Source organism: Acidovorax sp. GBBC 1281, from assembly GCF_028473645.1.
In the GTDB taxonomy this organism is placed as follows: domain Bacteria; phylum Pseudomonadota; class Gammaproteobacteria; order Burkholderiales; family Burkholderiaceae_C; genus Paracidovorax.
In genome coordinates this window covers 5187411-5208483 of sequence record NZ_CP097269.1, presented here as the reverse complement: position 1 = coordinate 5208483, position 21073 = coordinate 5187411, and the positions used below count along the sequence as shown (strand labels likewise).

General features: G+C 69.2%; 21 protein-coding genes. 9 read left to right on the top strand and 12 right to left on the bottom strand.

Going from position 1 to position 21073, the window contains the following annotated elements:
• The first annotated feature begins 172 nt into the window (after positions 1-172).
• Genes M5C96_RS24450 through M5C96_RS24435 form a run of 4 tightly spaced genes read left to right on the top strand, consistent with a single transcriptional unit; the run spans position 173 to position 3828 of the window.
• Positions 173-1303 (top strand): MlaE family ABC transporter permease, encoded by a 1131-nt coding sequence (locus M5C96_RS24450; protein WP_272565880.1) that lies wholly within the window; start codon positions 173-175, stop codon positions 1301-1303.
• 4 nt (positions 1304-1307) lie between these two features.
• Complete coding sequence (locus tag M5C96_RS24445) at positions 1308-2159, top strand: ABC transporter ATP-binding protein (protein ID WP_272565879.1); 852 nt, start codon at positions 1308-1310, stop codon at positions 2157-2159.
• Positions 2159-3139, top strand: coding sequence for an MlaD family protein (locus tag M5C96_RS24440; protein WP_272565877.1), 981 nt, complete (start codon positions 2159-2161; stop codon positions 3137-3139). Before M5C96_RS24445 ends, M5C96_RS24440 begins: the two co-directional genes overlap by 1 nt.
• Before the next feature lie 11 nt (positions 3140-3150).
• Positions 3151-3828: an ABC-type transport auxiliary lipoprotein family protein gene (locus M5C96_RS24435; RefSeq protein ID WP_272565876.1), complete on the top strand. Its 678-nt coding sequence runs from the start codon at positions 3151-3153 to the stop codon at positions 3826-3828.
• A 10-nt stretch (positions 3829-3838) separates the two neighbouring features.
• Here M5C96_RS24435 and M5C96_RS24430 read toward each other — a convergent pair whose 3' ends face one another.
• The 7 genes from M5C96_RS24430 to M5C96_RS24400 all read right to left on the bottom strand — a co-directional run bounded on the left by M5C96_RS24430 (position 3839) and on the right by M5C96_RS24400 (position 10260).
• The gene (locus tag M5C96_RS24430) at positions 3839-4000 is read right to left on the bottom strand and encodes a hypothetical protein (protein ID WP_272565874.1); all 162 of its coding nucleotides are present in this window, start codon (positions 3998-4000) and stop codon (positions 3839-3841) included.
• A 97-nt stretch (positions 4001-4097) separates the two neighbouring features.
• Complete coding sequence (locus M5C96_RS24425; RefSeq protein ID WP_272565873.1) at positions 4098-4571, bottom strand: hypothetical protein; 474 nt, start codon at positions 4569-4571, stop codon at positions 4098-4100.
• Between the two features lies 1 nt (position 4572).
• Positions 4573-5280 (bottom strand): hypothetical protein, encoded by a 708-nt coding sequence (locus M5C96_RS24420; RefSeq protein WP_272565870.1) that lies wholly within the window; start codon positions 5278-5280, stop codon positions 4573-4575.
• Complete coding sequence (locus tag M5C96_RS24415; RefSeq protein WP_272565868.1) at positions 5280-5942, bottom strand: hypothetical protein; 663 nt, start codon at positions 5940-5942, stop codon at positions 5280-5282. Before M5C96_RS24415 ends, M5C96_RS24420 begins: the two co-directional genes overlap by 1 nt.
• A gap of 153 nt (positions 5943-6095) precedes the next feature.
• The gene (locus M5C96_RS24410; protein WP_272565866.1) at positions 6096-8522 is read right to left on the bottom strand and encodes a TonB-dependent siderophore receptor; all 2427 of its coding nucleotides are present in this window, start codon (positions 8520-8522) and stop codon (positions 6096-6098) included.
• A gap of 207 nt (positions 8523-8729) precedes the next feature.
• Complete coding sequence (locus M5C96_RS24405; protein WP_272565865.1) at positions 8730-9722, bottom strand: FecR family protein; 993 nt, start codon at positions 9720-9722, stop codon at positions 8730-8732.
• A complete protein-coding gene (locus M5C96_RS24400) occupies positions 9709-10260 on the bottom strand; it encodes an RNA polymerase sigma factor (protein ID WP_272565864.1) in 552 nt (183 codons plus the stop codon). Before M5C96_RS24400 ends, M5C96_RS24405 begins: the two co-directional genes overlap by 14 nt.
• A gap of 222 nt (positions 10261-10482) precedes the next feature.
• Between M5C96_RS24400 and M5C96_RS24395 the strand changes: the two genes are divergently transcribed.
• The 4 genes from M5C96_RS24395 to M5C96_RS24380 all read left to right on the top strand — a co-directional run bounded on the left by M5C96_RS24395 (position 10483) and on the right by M5C96_RS24380 (position 12804).
• A complete protein-coding gene (locus M5C96_RS24395; RefSeq protein ID WP_272565863.1) occupies positions 10483-10881 on the top strand; it encodes a hypothetical protein in 399 nt (132 codons plus the stop codon).
• Positions 10882-11072: 191 nt separating this feature from the next.
• Positions 11073-11696, top strand: coding sequence for a phosphoadenosine phosphosulfate reductase domain-containing protein (locus M5C96_RS24390; protein WP_272565862.1), 624 nt, complete (start codon positions 11073-11075; stop codon positions 11694-11696).
• A gap of 210 nt (positions 11697-11906) precedes the next feature.
• Positions 11907-12125, top strand: coding sequence for a CsbD family protein (locus tag M5C96_RS24385; protein ID WP_272565861.1), 219 nt, complete (start codon positions 11907-11909; stop codon positions 12123-12125).
• A gap of 100 nt (positions 12126-12225) precedes the next feature.
• On the top strand, positions 12226-12804 hold the full coding sequence (locus M5C96_RS24380) for a hypothetical protein (RefSeq protein ID WP_272565860.1): 579 nt from the start codon (positions 12226-12228) through the stop codon (positions 12802-12804).
• Between the two features lie 115 nt (positions 12805-12919).
• Here M5C96_RS24380 and M5C96_RS24375 read toward each other — a convergent pair whose 3' ends face one another.
• Positions 12920-16288, bottom strand: coding sequence for a sensor domain-containing diguanylate cyclase (locus M5C96_RS24375; RefSeq protein WP_272565858.1), 3369 nt, complete (start codon positions 16286-16288; stop codon positions 12920-12922).
• Positions 16289-16437: 149 nt separating this feature from the next.
• Between M5C96_RS24375 and M5C96_RS24370 the strand changes: the two genes are divergently transcribed.
• Positions 16438-16974, top strand: coding sequence for a hemerythrin domain-containing protein (locus tag M5C96_RS24370; protein ID WP_272565856.1), 537 nt, complete (start codon positions 16438-16440; stop codon positions 16972-16974).
• Between the two features lie 23 nt (positions 16975-16997).
• On the opposite strand, the gene M5C96_RS24365 is transcribed toward M5C96_RS24370, so the two are convergent.
• From M5C96_RS24365 to M5C96_RS24350, 4 genes are all read right to left on the bottom strand, one after another.
• On the bottom strand, positions 16998-17312 hold the full coding sequence (locus M5C96_RS24365) for a hypothetical protein (protein WP_272565854.1): 315 nt from the start codon (positions 17310-17312) through the stop codon (positions 16998-17000).
• Positions 17309-18724 carry a cell envelope integrity protein CreD gene (gene creD / locus M5C96_RS24360; protein WP_272565852.1) on the bottom strand — a complete coding sequence of 472 codons (1416 nt, stop codon included), beginning with the start codon at positions 18722-18724 and terminating at the stop codon, positions 17309-17311. Before creD ends, M5C96_RS24365 begins: the two co-directional genes overlap by 4 nt.
• A 124-nt stretch (positions 18725-18848) precedes the next feature.
• The gene (creC, locus tag M5C96_RS24355) at positions 18849-20312 is read right to left on the bottom strand and encodes a two-component system sensor histidine kinase CreC (protein ID WP_272565850.1); all 1464 of its coding nucleotides are present in this window, start codon (positions 20310-20312) and stop codon (positions 18849-18851) included.
• 50 nt (positions 20313-20362) lie between these two features.
• Positions 20363-21064 (bottom strand): response regulator, encoded by a 702-nt coding sequence (locus tag M5C96_RS24350; protein WP_272565848.1) that lies wholly within the window; start codon positions 21062-21064, stop codon positions 20363-20365.
• Between the last annotated feature and the right edge of the window lie 9 nt (positions 21065-21073).

The following is a 21073-nucleotide window of genomic DNA, read 5'->3' as shown; positions in this document are numbered from 1 at the left end:
GAAACAGCCGATTGCTATTATTTTTGTAGCTATATGCCCTAGAAGATATTTTGCTGGAGGGCGTTTTGATCATAATTCACGCGGCCCATGCCCTGCGCAGGGACGCGTTCTGCGCTGACGCGCCCGGGCCCATCCGCTCCGCTACCATGCACAGCTGCTCCCGCCCCCCTCCATGACCGAAGACGACAGCCAGCCCCGCATCACCCGAGACGACACGCCCGACGGCCCCTGTGCGGTGTTGCACGGCCGCTGGGGTGCGGCGGAGCTGGGCACGCGCCGCCACTGGCGCGCGCTGTCGGCCCAGCTGTCCGAAACGCGGGGCGGCCCGGCCATCGGCTGGGACCTGCGCAGCCTGCAATGGCTGGACCACGTGGGCGCGCAGCTGCTGTGGAACCACTGGGGCCGCGACTGGCCCGAGCGGCTGGCGCTCGACGACAGCCAGCGCGACATGCTCGAACGCGTGGCCGAATTCAGCACCACCCGCCCGCCCGACACACCCTGGCGGCTGGCCGAGCAGGTGGACCGGCTCGGCGTGCAGGTGCTGCACGCCCTGTCCCACATGCGCCACCTGCTCGAACTGGTGGGGCAGCTCTTCATCGACATCTTCCGGGCCGCGCGCTCGCCGCGACGCGCGCCCTGGCGCGACATGTCGGGCCACCTGTACCGCATGGGCGCGACGGCGATGCCCATCACGGCCATCGTGGGCTTTCTCATCGGCGTGGTGCTGGCCTACCTGATGTCGCTGCAGCTGCGGCAGTTCGGCGCCGAGTCGTTCATCGTCAACATCCTGGGCATTTCATTGATCCGCGAGCTGGGGCCCATGCTCGCGGCCATCCTCGTGGCGGGGCGCTCGGGCTCGGCCATCACGGCGCAGATCGGCGTGATGCGCGTGACCGAGGAACTCGACGCCATGCGCGTCATGGGCATTCCGCACGGCTTTCGCCTCGTCATGCCGCGCGCCGTGGCGCTGGCCGTGGCCATGCCGCTGATCGCCGTGTGGACCACGCTGTGCGCGCTGGCTGGCGGCATGCTCGCGGCCGACCTCGCGCTGGGCGTGTCGCCCGCCTACTTCGTGCAGGCGCTGCCCAACGCAGTGAGCTTTCCCAACCTGGTGATGGCGGTGGCCAAGTCGGTGGTGTTCGGCGTGTCCATCGCGCTCATCGGCTGCCACTGGGGCCTGCGCGTCAAGCCCAACACGCAGAGCCTGGGCGAGGGCGCGACGGCCTCGGTGGTGAGTTCCATCACCATGGTGATCATCGTGGACGCGCTGTTCGCCATCGCGTTCAAGAACCTCGGGATCTGACGCCATGGACAACACCTCCCTCATCCACGCCGCGCACACCGCGCCGCAGGCCCCGCCCGCCGACGCGCCGCCGGTGGTCGAGATCAAGGGGCTGTCCACCGTGTTCGGCAAGGGCAAGGAGGCCTTCGCCGTGCACGAGAACCTCGACCTCACCGTGCGCCGCGGCGAAATGCTGGCCCTGGTGGGCGGCTCGGGCACGGGCAAGACCGTGCTGCTGCGCCAGATGCTGGGCCTCACGCGGCCCGCCAAGGGCGAGGTGACGGTGCTGGGCCGCCCCGCCGCCGAGATGGGCCGCGCCGGCGCCGCCAGCCGCGTGGGCATGCTGTTCCAGCAGGGCGCGCTGTTTTCCGCCTTCAACGTGCTCGACAACGTGGCCTTCGCGCTGCGCGAGCAGGGCACGCTGCCGGGCGACCTGGTCTGCGATGCGGCCATGGTCAAGCTGCAGATGGTGGGGCTGAAGCCCGAGCACGCCACGCGCATGCCGGCCGACCTGTCGGGCGGCATGATCAAGCGCGTGGCCCTGGCGCGCGCACTCATCATGGACCCGCCCCTGCTGCTGCTGGACGAGCCCACCGCGGGCCTGGACCCCAACAGCTCCGACGATTTCTGCGAACTGCTGCGCGAGCTGCGCGCCGCCCTGGGCCTGACCGTGGTGATGGTCACGCACGACCTGGACACGCTGTTTGCGCTCAGCACGCGCGTGGCCGTGCTGGCCGAAAAGAAGGTCATCGTCTCCGGCCCCCCGCAGGAGGTCGTGCACTTCGACCACCCGTTCATTCAACATTTCTTTCTCGGCGAACGCGGCCGGCGCGCCATGGCGCCCGCACCGGTTTCGCCCTCGACCAAGGACGCCTGATGGAAAACAAGTCCCACGCCCTCGCCGCGGGCATCTTCGTGGTCGTCGTGGCGGCCCTGCTGGCGGGCCTGGGCCTCTGGCTCACGCGCGACAACACCAGCTACCAGCTCTACGAGCTGTCCAGCAAGCAGAGCGTGGGCGGGCTGCAGCCGCAGGCCGCCGTGCGCTACAAGGGCGTGGCGGTGGGCAAGGTGGTGCGCATCGGCTTCGACCCCGACGTGGCCGGCAACGTGCTGATCCGCATCGCCGTGAGCGACCAGGCGCCCATCACCCCGGCCACCTTCGCCGTGCTGGGCTACCAGGGCGTGACGGGCCTGGCCCACGTGCTGCTGGACGACGGCCAGCAGGCCGAGCCACCGCTGCCCAAGGGATCGAGCGGCCTGCCGCGCCTGCCCCTCAAGACCTCGCCGTTCGGCCAGCTGGCCGAGCAGGGGCCCGCCATCCTCTCGCAGGTGGAAGAGGCCACGGGCCGCATCAACGACCTGCTGAGCGACGACAACCAAAAGCGCATCGCCACCGCCATCGACAACCTGGGCCAGGCCGCCGGCAACGCCAGCGCGCTGATGAAGCGCCTGGACACCACCGTGGTGCAGCGGCTCGACCCCGCGCTGGCCGCCGTGCCCGGCGTGGCCAGCGATGCGCGCGAGACGCTGCAGGCGCTGCGCCAGGCCGGCAGCAGCGCCTCCGCCGCGGCCAACGAAGTGGGCGCCGCCGTCAAGCAGCTGAGCGCCGAGGGCGGCCCCATCGACCAGATCGCCGAAGGCTCCAAGTCGCTGGCCACTGCTGCCGACCGCTTCGGCCGCGTCACCCTGCCGCGCCTGAACCACGCCGCCGACGAGACCTCGCGCGCCGTGCGCCGCCTGGGCCGCACCGCCAGCACCATCAGCGACAACCCTCAGTCGCTCATCTACGGATCGGGCACCGCCGCCGGCGGGCCGGGCGAGCCCGGCTTCGAGGCGCCTGTTGCCTCCAAACCTTGAGAGGGCTTGCCATGAGTACTATTAAAATGATAGCTAAACGCCGGCGTTTTCATTGTGCTGGAGCCGTTTTCGGCCTGGCATTCGCCGCCCTGCTGGCCGGCTGCTCGGCGCTGCCCGCACCGCCCGTGCGCGCCGAGGTCTACGACTTCGGCCCCGGCCTGATGGAGGCCGCGCCCTCGGATCGCCGCGCGCCGCTGCCGCCCCTGGCCCTGGCCGACGTGACCACCACCGGCCCGGTCGAGGGCAGCACCGCCGTGCTGTACCGCCTGGCCTACGACGACGCGCGCCGCCTGCGCCCCTACAACCAGGCGCGCTGGAGCCAGCCGCCCGCGCAGCTGGTGCAAAAGGCCGTGCGCGACCAGTTGGGCCTGCGCCGCGCCGTGCTGACGGGCGACGAAGGCGCCGCGCAGATCCTGGAGGGCGGCGCCCTGCCGGCCATTCTGCGCCTGGAGATCGAGGAGTTCAGCCACGTGTTCAGCGCCCCGGCCACCAGCGTGGGACTGGTGCGGCTGCGCGTATCCATCGCCGAGTCCACGCCGGCCGGCGAGAAGCTGCTGGCCCAGCGCGTGTTCCTGGTCCAGCGCCCCGCCGCCACGGCCGATGCGCCCGGCGGCACCCGCGCCCTGGCCGACGCCACGGCCCAGGCCGCGCAGGACATCGGGCAGTGGCTGGAGCAGATGGGGCGGTAAGGGGAGCGGTTCAGGGTTCCAGCGCTGCGAGGCGGTGCGACAGGGCGTCCAGGTCCTCTCGCCGCACCGGCATGAATTCGCGGACCGTGGTGCCCAGTGGGGGCGGGGCTGCCAGTTCCTTTTCGCAGAGGGCCATGTTCGAGCGGATGGCTGCGCGGGTGGCAAGTGGCACGCGGTAATGCTCGCTGGCAGCGAGTTCTAGGTAGTCTGCAATGCCAAAGTGGGCGCACTGCGTCAGCAGGGGAATCTGCGCGCCGGCCTTGTCGAGGTCAAAGGCGCTGCAAAGGAAGCGGGGGGGTGGTGTAGAGGTGCAGCAGGGTTAGGTGCGCGTCGGGGCTGGTCTGCGCGACGCGCAGCATGACGGCCTCCACGTTGCGCGCCTCGAAGCCGGGGATGCGGTCGCAGTAGCCGATCATTTCGCCGCGAAAAGCCAGCCCTACGCGGGCGCCGTGCATGGCCTGGAGGTGCCAGGCGCGAGATTCCTGCTGTTTACCTTCGGTTTCGAGGTAGGCGCCATACGTCCATTGCGCGGCGTTGTCGCCCTGCTCGGCGCGTTCCTGTATCCGCATGAGGCAGATGCCGCGAAGGGTGTACTGGTCCTGCGTCTCGCAGGTGCGAGCGCTATCGATCCACCACCATGCGGTGTAGCTGCCGATCAGGAGAGAGAAGATTAAGAGCAGTTGAAAACTGCAGCCGATGCGCTTCCACCATGCCATGGGCGCCTCGGCCTTCGGACGGTGCATCTTAGGGTTCCAGCGCCGCGAGGCGGCGAGACAGGGCATCCACGTCCTCTCGCCGTACCGGCATAAATTCCTGCGCAGTCGTATCCGGGGGCCCCTGTCCTGCCAGTTCCTTTTCGCAGAGAGCCATGTTCGAGCGGATGGCCGCACGGGTGGCAGGCGGAACGCGGTGATGCGCACTGGCGGCCTGTTCGAGGTAGTCGGCAATGCCAAAGTGCGCGCACTGCGTCAGCAGGGGAATCTGCGCACCCGCCTTGTCGAGGTCGAAGGCGCTGCAACGGGAGGGGGGGGTGGTATAGAGGTGCAGCAGGCGCAGATGCGCGTCGGGGCTGTTCTGCGCAACGCGCAGCATGACGGCCTCGACGGTGCGCGCCTCGAAGCCGGGGATGCGGTCGCAGTAGCCGATCATTTCGCCGCGAAAAGCCAGCCCTACGCGGGCGCCGTGCATGGCCTGGAGGTGCCAGGCGCGAGATTCCTGCTGTTTACCTTCGGTTTCGAGGTAGGCGCCATACGTCCATTGCGCGGCGTTGTCGCCCTGCTCTGCGCGCTCCTGTACCCGCATTAAGCAAATGCCCCGCAGGTTGTACTCGTCCTGCGTGTCGCAGGTGCGAGCGCTGTCGATCCACCACCATGCGGTGTAAGTGCCGATCAGTAGCAAGGAGATCAACAGCAGTTGAAAACCGCAGCCGATGCGTTTCCACCCCCGCAGCATCATCGTTTCCTCAGCAGTTCATGGGCCAGCGGACCCTTGACGAGTTCGCCGCCATCGCGGGGCGAGGTGCGCGTGGTGGCTATGGGTTGGCCGTCTGGCCCCCAGGTGCGCCATTGCCCTGGGCGCAGGAAGTTGGGGATGGCCAGCCGTTCCAGTACGCCAGGCAGCTTCTCGAAGGCGCCTTGGCCGATGGCCGGGCCGCCGAGAGGCTGGTTCCAGGTGGTCGTGGTAGGTGCGGTGACGTGGGTGCCCAGGGCCCCGGCTAGGACGCTGGCGACGCCGTCAGGCGAGGCCCCGGCATTGCACGCATCGATCAGGATCGGCTGCCTGTGCCAGATGCCGCTGAGATGGATAACACGGATGATTTCTCCAATATCTGTCACCCCCTGGAGTCGCTGTGCGTTTGCATGCGCGAACAGATACAGGTAACCATTGACCCCCCGCTCCCGCAAACCCGAGGCATAAAGGGCTTTCTCCCCGGGCTGGATCAAGATGATCTTCTTTCGCATCGGATCGACGGTAGCGATCTTCTGGACAAGTTTCTGTGAATTGTCCAACCCCTTGAACACCAGCTTGGGCAAGCCTTTCCCCGGTCCATATTGAATCCGCCCATTCTCGATGGGCTCCGCAGGTCCCTCCCGGAACCAGTAGGCAAGCGACATTGTTCTTCTCTTCCTGTGTGATCTCTGCGCAAAACCGGCCGTTAACGCGCGCCGGGCCGGATTGTTCCACAGGAAGGAATGTTCGATAAAAACCTATTGCTTGATCTGGGAGGTTTCCTGTTTGGACAGATTCCTGAAACGCCGGTGGCCCGGTCAGAAGCTGTGCCGCAGCGTCAGCATCGCATTGCGCGGCGCGCCCGGCAGGTTCAGGTTGGGGCTGCTGCCGTGGGCCGAGACGATGTAGTTGCGGTCGAACAGGTTGCGCAGGTTCAGCTGCAGCGTGGTCGCCTTGCCGATGCGGTACTGCGCCATGGCGTCCACCACCACGTACGACGGCAGGGTCACCGTGTTGCCCGGATTGGCGAAGCGGTCGCCCACGTAGTTGATGCCGCCGCCCACGCTCCAGTCGTCGCCCAGGCGCTGCGTGAGCCAGGCCGAGAACGCGTTGCGCGGCGTGATCGTGGCGCGTTTGCCCTGCACCGCCTGGCCGGCATCGGTGGCCGTGGAGCGCGTGATGCGGGTGTCCAGCAGCGCGTAGCTCAGCGTGGCCTGCAGGCCCGCCGCCAACTCGCCCGCCAGCGACAGCTCCAGCCCGCGCGTGCGCTGCGTGCCGATGGGGATCAGCTGCGTGGGCTGCGCCGGGTTGGTGGTCTTGATGTCGGTGCGCTCCAGCTGGAACAGCGAGGCCGTTGCCGTGGCGCGGCCGTCCAGCAGGTCGAGCTTGGCACCCACCTCGTAGTTGGTCGTCTGCTCGGGCTTGATGGCCGTGTTGGTGGCCGACAGCGCGAACATCTCGGCCGAGGGCTGGTAGGAGCGGCTGACCGAAACGTAGTACGACTGCGCCGCCGTGGGCTGCCACACCAGGCCTGCGCGCGGGCTCCAGGTGGTGTCCGTGCGCTCGAAGTCGCTCTGGCCCGCCAGGCGGTTGTCGGTCTCCTGGCCGAAGCGGTCGTAGCGCAGGCCGGCCAGCACTTTCCACTCGGGCGACAGCGTGATCTGGTCCTGCACGTAGAGCGCGCGCGTCAGGTAGCGGTTCAGCGCGCTGGCCGACACGGCCCCGCCGCCGTTGAGCGGTGCCACCGGCAGCACCGGGTTCCACAGGTTCACGTTGCCCAGCGTGCCGCCGGTGAGCGAGACCGCATCCTTGTTCTGCTGGCCCAGCTCCAGGCCGTAAAGCACTTCGTGCGCGACGCTGCCGGTGCGCAGGTTCTGGATCAGCTCGGTCTGGTTGAACACGCCGCGCTCGCGCCGGTCCACGCCCGAGCGCGTGAGCGCCACGGTGCCCGCGGCCTCGTTCGTGGTGCCCGCGGGCAGGGTGTTCTGGCGGTCCAGGTCGTAGTGGTAGTAGCGCAGGGCGTTGCGCACGCGCAGCGTGTCGGAAAAGCGGTGGCTGAACGTGGCGGTGAACGAGCTGACCGTGGATTCGGAGGTGTCCGCATCGCGCGCGTTGGCCGAGCCGAAGTAGGTACCCGCGGGCACGTTGACCGGGCGGCCCTGGTAGGCCGGGATGCCGAAGTCGGTCACGCGCTTGTCGTGCAGGTAGTCGGCCTGCAGCATGAGCGAGGTGGCGCCGTCGGGCTTCCACAGCACCGAAGGGGCGATGGCCTGGCGCTCCAGGAACTGCTGGCTGCGGTAGCTGTTGGCGTCCTCGGCCGCGCCGGTGATGCGCCAGGACCAGTCGCTGCCCGCGGGCGCGCGGCCCACGTCGAACTCGGCACGCTTGTCGGCCCAGCTGCCCACGCTCAGGGCGATGTCCGACACGTCCGTGCCGGGCTTTTTCGTCACGCGGTTGACCAGGCCGCCGGACGAGCCGCGCCCGTACAGCACGGCGGCGGGGCCCTTCACCACCTCCACCCGCTCGATGTTGGACAGGTCGCGGAAGTACAGCGCGTCGTCGCGAAAACCGTCCACGAACTGGTCGCCGATGCTGGTGAAGCCGCGGATGCTGACTTGGTCGCGCTGGCCATCGCCGTGCGACAGGCCCACGCCCGCCACGTTGCGCAGGGTGTCCTGCATCGAGGTCGCGCCCTGGTCGCGGATCACCTGCTGCGGCACCACGTCGATGGTCTGCGGCACGTCGCGCAGCGGGGCCTCGGTCTTGGTGCCGCTGGCGGTCGACGCGGCGTTGTAGGCCGTGTCCTCGCCACGCGCCGCCTGCACGCGCACCTCGCTCATCGTGGCGCCGGCCGCCGCACCCGCCGCACCCGCCGCACCCGCCGCACCCGCGGCCCCCGGGGTGCCACCAGTGGGGGCGGTGCCTCCGCGCTCCACCGTGAAGGTGCGGGCATCCTGCGCGCGCACCACCAGCCCGGTGCCGGCGACCAAGCGCTGCAGCGCGTCGCGCACCTCCAGCGTGCCCCGCACCGCCGGCGCCTGCTGGCCCTGGGCGATGTCGGTGACGAACACGATCTGCACGCCGCTCTGGCGCGCCAGGGCGTTCAATGACTGCGCCAGGGGCTGGGCGGGCAGGTCCACCGCGACGGGCTGGGCCTGGACGGCGGTGGCGGCGATGCACAGCGCGGCGGCCAGCGCGGCCCATCGGGCGCGGTGTGGCGGGCGGCGGTGTTGGGGGATCGGCATGGAGGCTCCTGGAAAGAAATCGGTCAAGACAAAAAGGGGACGGCGGGCGGGCAGGGCGCGCCCGTCCCCCTGTGAGCCGATGCGGCGGGCGGGTTTGTACACGTCGCCGATCCAAATCAACGAATGGCCAGCGGCGGCCCCTCGGCCGGAGACCGGGGCACTGGGCATCGAAACGGGCGCCACCGCAATCAATGCGCCGGCACCCTGCTATGGTTTTTGATGTGCCGTGCGCAGGCCGATCACCACGCTGCCGTCTGCATGGCGGTCCACCCGCACCGGGGCCAGGCGCGGCAGCAGGTCGATCAGCTGGTCGATGCGGTCCAGGTCGAACTCCCCCGAGATGCGCAGCGCTGCCGCGTGCCCGTCGGCCAGCGTGATGGGGGTGCGGCGGTGGCGCTGCATCTCGGCCACGGCGTCGGCCAGCGGCGTGGCGTCCAGCCGCAGCCGGCCGGCCTGCCACGCGGCGACGCGGGCGGTGTCCGCTCCCACCGGGGCGGGCCAGGCCGTGCCCGGCCGGGTGTGCAGCGCCTGGCCCGCATGCAGCACCACCGGCGCCGTCCCGACGCCGGCGTGCACGCGCACGCTGCCCTGCTGCACGGTGATGTCGGCGCCGGCATCGGCCGCGTCGCCGGCCGCTGCCGTCCCGTCGCGGCGGATGTTGAAGACGGTGCCGATGTCCTCCACCGCCACCGCGCCCGCCTGCACGGTGAACGGGCACTGCAGCCAGGGCGCCCAGGCGTGCCAGGGCGCGTGGGCGACTTCGAAGGCGGCCTCGCCGTGCGCCAGCGACAGGCGGCGCGAGCGCAGGTGCAGCGCCACCTCCACCCGGGTGCCGCTGTTCAGGCGCACCGTGCTGCCATCGAGCAGCGGCCGGGCCTGGCGCTCGCCCACGGCGCTGGCCAGCGATTCGCGGTGCAGCACCGGATCAGCCCACAGCACCCCCGCCAGCGCGGCCACTGCCAATGCCGTGGCCGCGCCCGCCGCGCGGGCTTTGGCGGGGCGCCGGCGTCGCTCGCGGCGCAGGGCCGCTGCCTGCTCGATGTCTTCGGGCGTGGGCAGGTGCTGGCGCAGCAGGTCGGCGAACGGCGCCAGGGCGTCGTCGATGGGCAAGTGGGCGCGGCGGCCCGCGCCGCGCACGGAAGGGTTGCCGGCGCCGGCTGCACGGGCGGCCGATACCGCGGCGGATTCAGCGGGCGGCATGGCCGGTGCCCTCGATCAGCACCGGCTCCACGTCGCGCAGGGCGCGCGCCAGGTGCCGGGCCACCATCCCGCGCGAGACGCCCATGCGCCGGGCGGCCTCGTCCTGCGGCATGCCGTAGAGCTTGGTGAGGATGAACGCCTCGCGGCTGGCCTGCGGCAACTGCTCGATGGCGGCCAGCAGCGCCCGCTGGCGCTGGTGGGCGGCCAGCGCCAGCTCCGGCGGCGACAGCGGCGCGGCCGAATGGGCGGGGGCGTCCGCCTCTGGGTGCTCGTGCGCCGTCTCGCGACGCCGGGCCTGGGCGCGGTAGCGGTCGATGGCCAGGTCCCGCGCCACGCAGCGCAGGAACGCCAGCGGATTGGCGATCTCGCCGGGCACGGGGCGCTCGAGCAGCCGCACGCACAGGTCGTTCACGATCTCGCGCGGAAAGCACTCGTCCCCGAAGCGGTGCCGCAGCGATCCCACCAGGTCTTCGTAGTGCTTCACCAGGGCGGCCAGCAGGGGCTCGGGCGGCGGAGGAAGCGAGGCGGGGTGCGGCATGGAACGCCGATTATAAAAAGAGAATGGGAATGATTCTTATTGTTGTATTTTTGCGTTTTCCTTATATGTCGCGGGGAGACGCTGGACTGTTGGCGGTGGTTTGGCGATGGCTGTGCCTGTGATGCTGTCAACAGCACGAGGAAGTTGCAGAACCATGCATGGGTCGATACCGTCGCTTAGACTGCTCGCTCTATGGACCTTGAGGCAACCTGGATCATCGTGATGGCAATCTCTGTGCCGATAGGTGCAGTTGTTGGCTTCGGTCTGCAGTTGAGGCAACTCAAAGAGGCGCGACTTCGCACCAAAGTGCTTGAGCTTCAGATCAAAGAGCTAGACGCCAAGGTCAAACAACTCGATTCCATGGTGTTAAGAGCGTCACTGGAAGAAATTAAGAAGTACGGATCGAACCATCGTCATAACGACATCCGCTTCAGCATCTCCGAAGAAGACACGGCTAGCTCCGCGACGGCAGTGAATACCACGTCAATCTTGCTCATGCTGAAGCAAGCAATTCAAAAAGCACTTTTCCCCGGAGTTCTTTTATCAATTGCTCTGTACCTGATTTACGACTTGTACAGAGTGGCCTTCTGGTTGGTGCGCAGCTTTGGATGGATTTCCTGATCGGGTAGGCGCGCAGCAGACCTACGTAACAGGCATGTTGCCGATTTCGGCGTGGTGATCCCAATTTCTACAATTCCGAAGGTTCGACATGTGATCGCTGTGCTCAGGGTAGCGGCTGCACAGATTCCGAGCAAAAGGCACAATCGCCCGTCCCACCGGGCCGCTCGCGCCCGGTCCCGTTGGAGCATGGAATGAGCAGCATCGACCTCGCAAGAATCAACGCCGAACTCGGCAAGGACGCCCAGGGCCTCGTGGACTGGGCCGTGGGCCTGGGCCGGCCCACCATCGTCACCACCAATTTCCGGCCGTTCGAGGCCGTCATCCTGCACATGGTCACGCGGGCCCGGCCCGACGTGCCGGTGGTGTGGATGGACAACGGCTACAACACCGAGGCCACTTACCAGTTCGCCGACGAGGTGACCCGGCAGCTCGGCCTGAACCTGTCGATCTACCTGCCGCGCCGCTCGCGCGCCCACCGCGAGGCCGTCGAAGGCCCGGTGCCCGCGCTCGACGATCCGCGGCATGCCGCCTTCACCGAAGAGGTCAAGCTCGAGCCCTTCGCCCGCGCGCTGCGCGAGACCGCGCCGCAGGTGTGGTTCACCGCGCTGCGCGCCACCGACACGGCCGTGCGCGCGCAGATGGACCCCGTGAGCATCAACCCCGACGGCCTGCTCAAGGTCGCACCGCTGCTGCACTGGTCGTCCAAGGACCTGTACGAATACCTCGTGGCCCACCAACTGCCCAACAACTTCGACTACGTGGACCCGACGAAGGGCGAGGACAACCGCGAATGCGGGCTGCATCTGGCTCACTGATCGCATGGGCCAATAGCCGAAAGGGGCGTGCACTGCACGCCCCTTTTTTTTTGTCCTTATCAACCGTAGGCCTAGGCTGACGCGTGCTGCCCCCGGATGACTACGCCTGTCCCGAGGGGGCACTTTTACAGTTCGTCCATCGCATCCAGCCAGGGTTCCAAACCGTCTCGGAGTGGAGGGCTGAAGCGAATAACCAAGAGGACTTGTGCCATGAATGAAGACACCGTCAAGGGAAACTGGAAGCAATTCACCGGCAAGATCAAGGAGCAATGGGGCAAGCTGACGGACGACGATCTTGACGTGGCAGCCGGCAAGCGCGACCAGTTCCTGGGCAAGCTGCAAGAGCGCCAGGGTCTGGCCAAGGATGCCGCCGAGAAGGAACTGAAGTCCTGGCAAGACCGCCACCCCGAATTCCGTTTCGACAAGTAAATCCCGGGCCTTTCCCACTTTTTAAAACCAGCGGTGTTCGCCGTTCTGCCACAAGGCAAATCGACAACCGCACCCCCCTACAGACATTGAGGAGAAAAATATGAAACACGCACGCAATCTTCTGGCCATCGTGGCCGCCGGCCTTCTCGCCACCAGCGGCATGGCCATGACCAAGGAAGAGCACAGCGCCGCCAAGGACCGCATCTCTGCCGACTACAAGATGAACAAGCAGAAGTGCGACAGCATGACGGCCAACGCCAAGGACGTCTGCATGAAGGAAGCCAAGGGCGCCGAGAAGGTGGCCAAGGCCGAACTGGAAGCCCAGTACAAGCCCAGCGACAAAGCCACCTACAAGGTGAACGAAGCCCGCGCTGACGCCGCCTACGACGTCGCCAAGGAAAAGTGCGACGACCAGCAAGGCAATGCCAAGGACGTCTGCGTGAAGGATGCCAAGGCCGCCCACGTGAAGGCCAAGGAAGACGCCAAGGTGGCACGCGCCCAGGCCAAGCCTTCGGACAACATGGCCAAGAAGGACGCCAAGGTCGCTGAAGTGAAGAAGGACGCCGCTGAAGAAAAGCGCGAAGCCGAATACAAGGCCGCCAAGGAGCGTTGTGATGCCGCGACCGGTGACGTCAAGGACAAGTGCGTTGCCGACCTGAAGCGCGTCTACAACCAGTAAAAAAGGTTTGGGCTCCCCCCGCGTTCGGATGAGCGAATGGGGTGCCAAAGCAAAAAGGCTTCGCAGTGCGAAGCCTTTTTTTGCGTTGCGGCGGCCGCAGCGAGGGGCTGTTCGTTCAGCGCCACCGCATGAAACGCGCCCGTCCGGCGGCCTTGGCCTGGTAGAGCGCCTGGTCCGCGTCGCGCACCAATTGCTTTTCTGTCACTTCCGCCGTGGGCTGCAGGGCCGCCACACCGATGCTCAGGGTGACGTGCGGGCCCAGGGGCGAAGCGCCATGGGGGAGGGCGGCATGGTCGAACGCCTGCAGCACCCGCTGGGCCACAACCTGCGCCTCGTCGCCCGTGGTGCCCGGCAGGAGCACCACGAATTCTTCGCCTCCGTAACGCATCGGCTTTTCATGGGCCCGGAACAACGCCCCCTGCAGCACGGCGCCGACCTGGCGCAGGCATTCGTCGCCGGCCTGGTGCCCGTGCATGTCGTTGTAGTGCTTGAAGTGGTCGATATCGATCATCAGCAGGGCCACGGATGCGTCTTGCCGGCGCGTTCGGCCCCACTCGGCGCTCAATGCCTCGTCGAACAGGCGGCGGTTGCCCAGCCCCGTGAGGGCATCCGTATAGGACAGTTCCGCCAGCGTGGCGTTCAGGCGCTGCAGTTGCAGCTCCGAGTGCTTTCGCTCCGTGATGTCCTGGAAGGCCCCGCTCAGCTGGACGATCTGGCCGTCCTGGTAGGTCGGCTCGCCCTGGGCGCGCACCCAGAGATGGCGTCCCTTGTGCGAGATCAGTTCCAGCTCCAGGTCCCACGGCGTGCCGTCGTCCATGCACCGCTGCACGGCCGCGCCGATGAGGGGGCGCGAGGCCTCGGTGTAGTAGTTCAGTGCCTGTGACAGGTCCGGCGCGGTTTGCGGCTCCAGGTCATGGATGCGGTAGACCTCGTCCGTCCACGCCGCCTCGCCCGTGGCCGGATTCAGCGTCCAGCCTCCCACGCGTGCCATGGCACCCGATTGCCGCAGCAGCAGGGCCGCGCGCGCCAGCGCCTCTTCGTCGAGCTTGCGCTGGGTGATGTCCATGAAGGTGCCGATGATGGTGGAGGGCGCACCCGTGGCGCTGCGCCGGATGACCTTGCCGCGGGAGAACAGCCAGATCCATGGCCCCTGCGGGCCCTGCACCCTGAACTCGTTTTCGTAGCTTTCCGTCAGACCGCCGAGATGCCGGCGGAACGCGGCCACGTTCGGCTCCTGGTCGAGCGGATGCAGCGCAGCGGTCCATTCGGGCACCGTCTTGGTCACCTCGGTGGGGCCGAAGCCCAGCATGGCCGATCCGCGGGCGTCCACCTGCAGCGTCATGGCCTCGATGTTCAGTTCCCACAGACCCAGTTCGGCCCCTTCGAGGGCCCGCTCCAGCCGCGCGGAGCTGATCGCGAGCCTGTTGGCGTAATCCTTGTGGATGGTGATGTCCGTCACCGTGAGGTGGAACCCGACTGCGGGCGCCGATGCCGGGTCCAGCCCCTCCGGCTGGACATCGGGGATGTAGCTGGCGAACATGACCCGGGTTTCGCCGGCGGCGTTGGTGACCTCTGCCTCGAACTGCACCCGTTCGCCTTTCAGCACGCGGTCGATGTAGGGCCAGGCTTTGGCGAAGTGCGCCGGCCCCAGGACTTCATCCATGGAGCGGCCCACGATCTGCGCGGGGTCCTTGCCGAACCATCGGCCATAGGCCTTGTTGGCGAACTGGTAGCGCAGGTCCGCGTCCACGTGCGCGATGAGTGCGGGCACGCTGTCGGCCATCAGCTGCAGCTGGGCTTCGCGCCGGCGCAGCTGCTGGTCGGCCGCGACGCGCTCGCTGATGTCGTGCATGAAGGCCGTCACGATGCGGGACGATTCCAGCTGCACCTGGCTGAGGGTGATCTCCATGGGGAACTCGTGCTGGTCGCGGTGCCATCCCGGAAGGAGTTGCCTGCGGGCCCGCGTGTCCTCGTTGCCCATGAGCGCCGCCAGGCTGTGCGTTCGCATCGCCGGGGCCAGGATGGCCTCTGCCATCGGCCGCCCCAGCACCTCGGCCCTGCGCCAGCCGAACGTCGCCTGGGCGGCGCGGTTCCACTCCAGAATGTGGCCGTCCTCGTCGGCCACGATGAAGGCATCCTCCGTGTTTTCCAGGATGCTGCGCATGCGGCGCTCGCTGTCGCGCAGGCGCTCTTCCATGGACCGCTGCTCCGTGACGTCCTGGATCTGGGCCACGAAATGCAGGGGCTGGTCGAATTCGTCCCGCACCAGCGAGACCGCCAGATGGGCCCACACCGTCTCGCCGTCCTTGCGCACGTAGCGCTTGCCCAACTGGTAGTTCTGCGTTTCCCTGCGGACCAGCCGGTCGATGTGGTCGCGGTGGGACATCAGGTCGTCGGGGTGGGTGAGCCGCCGGAAATCCATGTGCAGCAATTCATCCCGCGAGTAGCCCAGCATGTCGCAGATCGCGTCGTTGACCTCGATCCAGTGGCCCGTGGTGGCGACCAGGACCATCCCGTGGGTAGCGGCGCTGAAGGCGCCCGAAAAGCGCTGGGCCGCGATCGTGGCGGCCCGGGTGGCGGCGCGCAGCGCCGTCACGTCGTGCATCAGGCACACCGCGCCCATCTTGGTGCCGTCCGCATAGAACAACGGCGACGCGTTGCACAGCACCGACCGGGGCGCCTGGCCCCTCGCCTTGATGACCAGCTCGAACCCGCGAACGGTCTCGCCCCGCCAGGCGGCCAGCAGCGGGATGTCCCCGGTCGCCAGCAGCCGCGTGCCCGAAGCCTCGAACAGGTCGAAATGCTCGGCCCATTCGCTCGGCGGCAGGGAGCGAGGGTCGGTGCCGTGCCAGGCCCGGGCCACGTGATTGAACTCGCCCAGCAATCCATCGGGGCCGCAGGACACGACCGCATCGGGCATGGCCTCCAGCAGGCGGCCCAGGGTGCCCGCCTGGATCTGGGCCTCCCGGCGGCCCTGTCGGGCCTCCAGCTGGCTGACCACCTGCCTGGACAGGCGTTGCAGCGCCTCCCGCTGCGTTCCGGACAGGTGCCGCGGCACCCGGTCGATCACGCACAGCGTGCCGTAGACATGCCCGGCGCTGCCCACCAGCGGCGAGCCTGCATAAAAGCGGATGCGCGGCTCGTCGAGCACCATCGGGTTGCTGGAAAAACGCGGGTCCTCCAGCGCGTCGGGGACCTCCAGGATCTGCGTGGACGCCAGCGCATGGCTGCAGAACGCGATCTCGCGCGGCGTCTGCGATGTGCCCAGGCCGCAGCTGGCCTTGAACCACTGGCGCGTTTCGTCGATCAGCGAGATGAGCGCGATGGGCACATCGCAGCACTGGCTGGCCAGCCACACCAGGTCGTCGAAGACCGGCTCCGGCGCCGAGTCCAGCACCCCGAGCATCTGGAGCGCGGCGACGCGCTCACCTTCGTTCAACGGCATCGCGGCGGCGGCACTACCCGGGGTGGACGGCTGAGTCATCGAATAATTATCAGATGTCCGGCCCCTTTCCGGCAGGCCTGCGCCGCAGGCCGTGGCCCGGTGCGCGATCGCCGGCGCCCTGACCTGCATCAAAGCCCGGTGCCGCGGTGCCTCTTAAGCTGGCCTTCCACTGGATGCAAGGACTGGAAATGGCTGCACTGCAATGGTCCGAGGGCCTCGCCCTCGACCTTCCCCTCATGGACGAAACCCACCAGGAGTTCGTGGAACTGCTGGCCGCCGTGGAGGCCGCGCCGGACGCGCAGCTGCTGGGCGCCTGGCACGCGCTGGTGTCGCACACCGCCGACCACTTCGCCCGCGAGGACGACTGGATGGCCGCCACCCGCTTCGCCTCGGGCAACTGCCACAGCCTGCAGCACAAGGTCGTGCTGCAGGTGCTGCGCGAGGGCACGGCGCAGGCCGAAGCGGGCGAGCCGGCCGTGCTGCGCCGCATGGCATCGGAGCTGGCCCTGTGGTTTCCGCAACACACGCAGACCATGGACGCGGCGCTCGCCCTGCACCTGCGCCGCGTGGGCTTCGATCCCGCGACCGGCACCGTGCATGCGCCGGGCGCCCTGCCGGCGCAGGCCATTCACGGCTGCGGCGGCGCTTGCTCGGGCGATGGCGGGGCCCCGCAGGCAGAGGCGGCCGCCGCGCCCCGCCCGGCGCGCGAAGCGGTCGCGGCCTGAAGCCCGGCGGCCCTCGCCGCGGGCTAATGGCGCCCGCGGGGCAGCAGCAAGGCCGCCATCTGCCAGGAAAGCGTGCGCATGGCCCGGCGCCAGGCCGGGGACGCGGCATCCGCAGCCCCTGGCCAGTAGGCAGCCTTCAGGATGCCCTGCTTGGCCTGGCGCAAGGCTTCGCGGTCCCGCGCCGCCAGGGCGCACAGCAGGCGGTCGTGGTAGCGCTGCAGGCGCTGCGCCTGCGCCATCGACAGGCCCTGCTCGCCGCGCTCCGGCTGCGCCGGCGCGGCCAGGTGCGTGTCCCAGGGGCTGGCCCGGTGGGACGGCCAGGGCGACGGCGCGCTCATGCGGCCTCCGGACGAGGGGTGGGAACCGGGCGTTGCGCGGTCAGGCCGTACCAGTTCACCCGTCGCGTGAGCACCATCACGGCGGCCAGCACCAGGAACAGCGCGACGGCACCCACGGCCAGCGCGGTCTGCTCCAGCTGCAGCAGCAGGTAGAGCAGGCCGTAGAGCAGCGCGATGCCGGCCCCGAACGGCAGGCCGAGCCACAGGCTGCCCAGCATGTGGCTGGCGTAGTAGGCCAGCAGCAGCACGCACGCGCTGGCCGCGATGGCATACGAAACGCCGAAGGGCAGGTGCTCCGACAGGCTCACCAGCAGCAGGAAGAAGCTGCACAGGGCGCTGCCCACCAGCAGGTACTGCACCGGGTGCACCCGCAGCCGCTTCATCAGCTCGAACAGGCCCACCGCCACGAAGGTGAGCGCGATGAACAGCACGCCGTATTTGGTGGCGCGGTCGCTCAGGGAATAGGGATTGACCGGGTCCACGAAGGCCACGGTGAAGCTGTCGGCGCAGCCGCGGCCGTCGGCGGGCGCGGGTTCGTAGGCGCGGTCCGCGGTGGGGGCCGCCTCGCACGCGGGGCGGCCGGCGGCCACGTCCTGCTGGGCCGTGCTGGCCAGCGAAGACAGGCGCCACAGCGCGGAAAAGCCTTTGTCCCCCACGGTGCGCTCCGACGGCAGGAAGCGGCCGGCGAACGAGGGGTGGGGCCAGCTGCCGTCCATCTGCACCTGGGTCTGGCTGCCCAGCGGCACGATGGCCACGCTCTCGGTGCCCACGAGTTCCAGGTCCATCTCGGCCTTGAACGGGCCGGTGTCGCCGCCTGGCCGCTGCACCAGCGCTTCGGGCAGCGGGGCATGCAGGCCGCGGGGGTAGGCGGGGTGGAAGGTGCCGGGTTTCAGGGCCAGCGCCTGGCCGCCGACGGTGAGCTGGGCCGCGCGGATGCCCCGCGCATCGCCTACCGCCATCATCAGCAGGGGCGCGCCGCACTGCATGCGCGAGCCCTGCACGGTGGTGTCCGGACGCAGGCTCGCGAGCGACGACCACTCGGCGGCGACATGCGCCTTCAGGGTGTAGGTGTTGACCTTGTGCACGCCGCGCGAGCGCTCCTGCATGGCAGTGCCGGCGCGCAATTGCAGGGTATCCGGCATGGCGGTGAGCACGAACTCGCGCCGTTTCTCGACCGTGGTGCGCTCGCTGCCGGTGCCGGTCACGGCATCCCAGCTTTCCACGCAGGCGCTGTGGATCAGCGGCCCCAGCAGGGTTTGCGAGCCCGCCAGGCTGCGCGCCACGCCATCGGCGGTGAGGGTGCGGTAGCGTTGGCGGTCGCGCACCACGTCTTCGATGAGGCCCAGGCCGAACAGCAGGAGCAGGGTGATGGCCGCGAGCGCGGCCAGTTTGGTGAACAGGGGGTGTTTCAAGGAGGCTCTCCGCCAGTGGATGTGGAGGGCAGTGTGGTGATCGGGCGTGAGGCGGAAATGAAGTTTGTGAGTGCACGGTGAAGTGCGCCGGCGCGCGGCCGGCCCGGTGGCCGGGGCGCCGCCGTCAGGCGGCCGGAAAGGCGAGTTCGACCCGCAGCCCCGGCTGGGTGTTGCGCACCGCCATCGTTCCCCCGTGCAGCGCCATGATCCGGCGCACGATGGCCAGGCCCAGCCCCGAGCCGCTGCGCTCTCCGCCCGGCCGCGCGGTGGTGAAAAAGCGCTCGCCCAGCCGCGGCAGCGCATAGTCCGGCACGCCGGGGCCCGCGTCCTGCACGGCCACCACCGGGCCATGCAACTCCACGCGCACCGCGCTGCCGGCGGGCGCGAAGTCGATGGCGTTGTCGATCAGGTTGGTGATCGCCAGCGTCACCAGTTCGGCCTCCCACGGGCCGCCGGCGCCGTCGCCCGTGAGCACCAGGTCGATGGTGCGCTGGCTGGCGCGGGCCTGGGCCTGGCGCACCGCCAGGGCCGCGCAGTCCTGCAGCGAGACGGCGGCCGCGCCCTCGGCCCGCTGGCGCTGCTCGAGCTGGCTCAGCGCCAGCAGCCGGTCCACCAGGCGCTGCAGGCGCTCGCTTTGCTCGACCACCTGCGTGGCGAACTGGGCGCGGTCGGCCGGGGGCAGGTCCTCCTGCAGCAGTTCTCCCGCGCCGCGGATGGCGGCCACGGGGCTTTTGAGTTCATGCGTGAGGGCGCGCACGTAGCCTTCGATGTAGTCGTGCCCTTCCAGCCGCACGCGCATGCGGTCCATGGCGCGGGCCAGGTCGCCCAGCTCGCCCGGCACCCGCGGCACGGCCAGGGGCTGCGTGGGGTTCAGGCCCCCGTCGGCCGGGCCCTGCACGCTCAGGGCGTAATCGCGCAGGCGGCGCACGTGCCACACGGTCCACACGGTGACGGCCACGCCCACCAGCGCCGACAGGGCCAGCAGCAGCAGGCCGCCGCGCAGCACCTTGCGCTCGGCCCGGTCGATGAAGCGCTGCACCGAGCGCGTGGGCTTGGCCACGGTCAGCACGCCGCCGATGGTGCGGCCGGACGGCCCGTCCACCAGGATGGGGGCGGCCACGTACATCACGCCGCTGGTGTCGTCGCCCTGCACCTCGCGCGTGGCGCGGGCGCCGTACTCGCCCCGCAGCGTGCGCGCCACGTCGCGCCAGCCCGAATAGTCCTCGCCTACGGCGCTGCGTTCGGAGTCGAACACCACGCGCCCGGCGGCATCGGTCACATAGATGCGGAAATCGAGCGTCTGCTTGGTCAGCCCCCAGATCGCGGCATCGACCGGGCGGCTCGCGTACTGGCGCACGTGCTGCGCGAAGCGGCTCTCGGGCGTGCCGGGCGCGGTGGCGCCCAGGCGGCCGGCGGCCAGATCGTCGCTCGCCAGCTCGGCCAGGATGTTGGCGGTGTCCACCATCATGTCTTCCATCACCTCGCGCACGCTGGGCTTGATCTCGGCGGTGAACACGCGCAGCACGAAGAAGGCCGCGATGCCGTTGATCAGGAAGAAGGCGAACAGCAGGCGGATGCCCAGGCGCATGGGTCAGGCCCTCGCCAGGGTGGGCTGCGCGAAGCGGTGCCAGCGGGCGCTCATGGCTCCAGGCAGTAGCCCATGCCCCGGTGCGTGCTGATGTATTCGCGCGCCGGGTCCGCTTCGCGCAGCTTGGCGCGCAGCGTCTTGATGTGGGTGTCCACCGTGCGGTCGGTGCTTTCGCTGTCGTCGCCCCAGGCGCCGGCGAGCAGGGCCTCGCGCGACTGGATGCGGCCGGCGCCGCGCAGCAGGCAGGCCAGCAGGCGGTATTCGCGCCGCGTGAGCGGCAGCGGCCGGCCGTGCAGGCTCACGCGCTGGCCGGCGGCATCGTCGTGGAACGGGCTGGGCGGCGCCGATGCCGCCGCCAGCGGTGCGGGGGCCGCCGCGCGGCGCAGGAGAGCCTTCACGCGGGCCGCCAGCTCGCGCGGACTGAAGGGCTTGGGCAGGTAATCGTCGGCGCCCAGTTCCAGGCCCAGCACGCGGTCGAGTTCTTCGCCGTGGGCGCTCAACATGAGCACCGGCGTGGCCTGGTGCGCCGGGTCGCGGCGCAGATCGCGCAGCAGATCGAGGCCGTTGCCGTCGGGCAGGCCCACGTCCAGCACCAGCAAGTCGAAGGGCCGGGCGCGCAGCTGTTCGCGTGCGTCCCGCAGCAGCAGGCTGTGCACGATGGACAGCCCCTCGCGTTCGAGCGCATAGGCCACCGTGCGCGCGATGGCGGGGTCGTCCTCCAGCAGCAGCAACCGGGCGTGGGTGGTGGACATGCCGTGCCT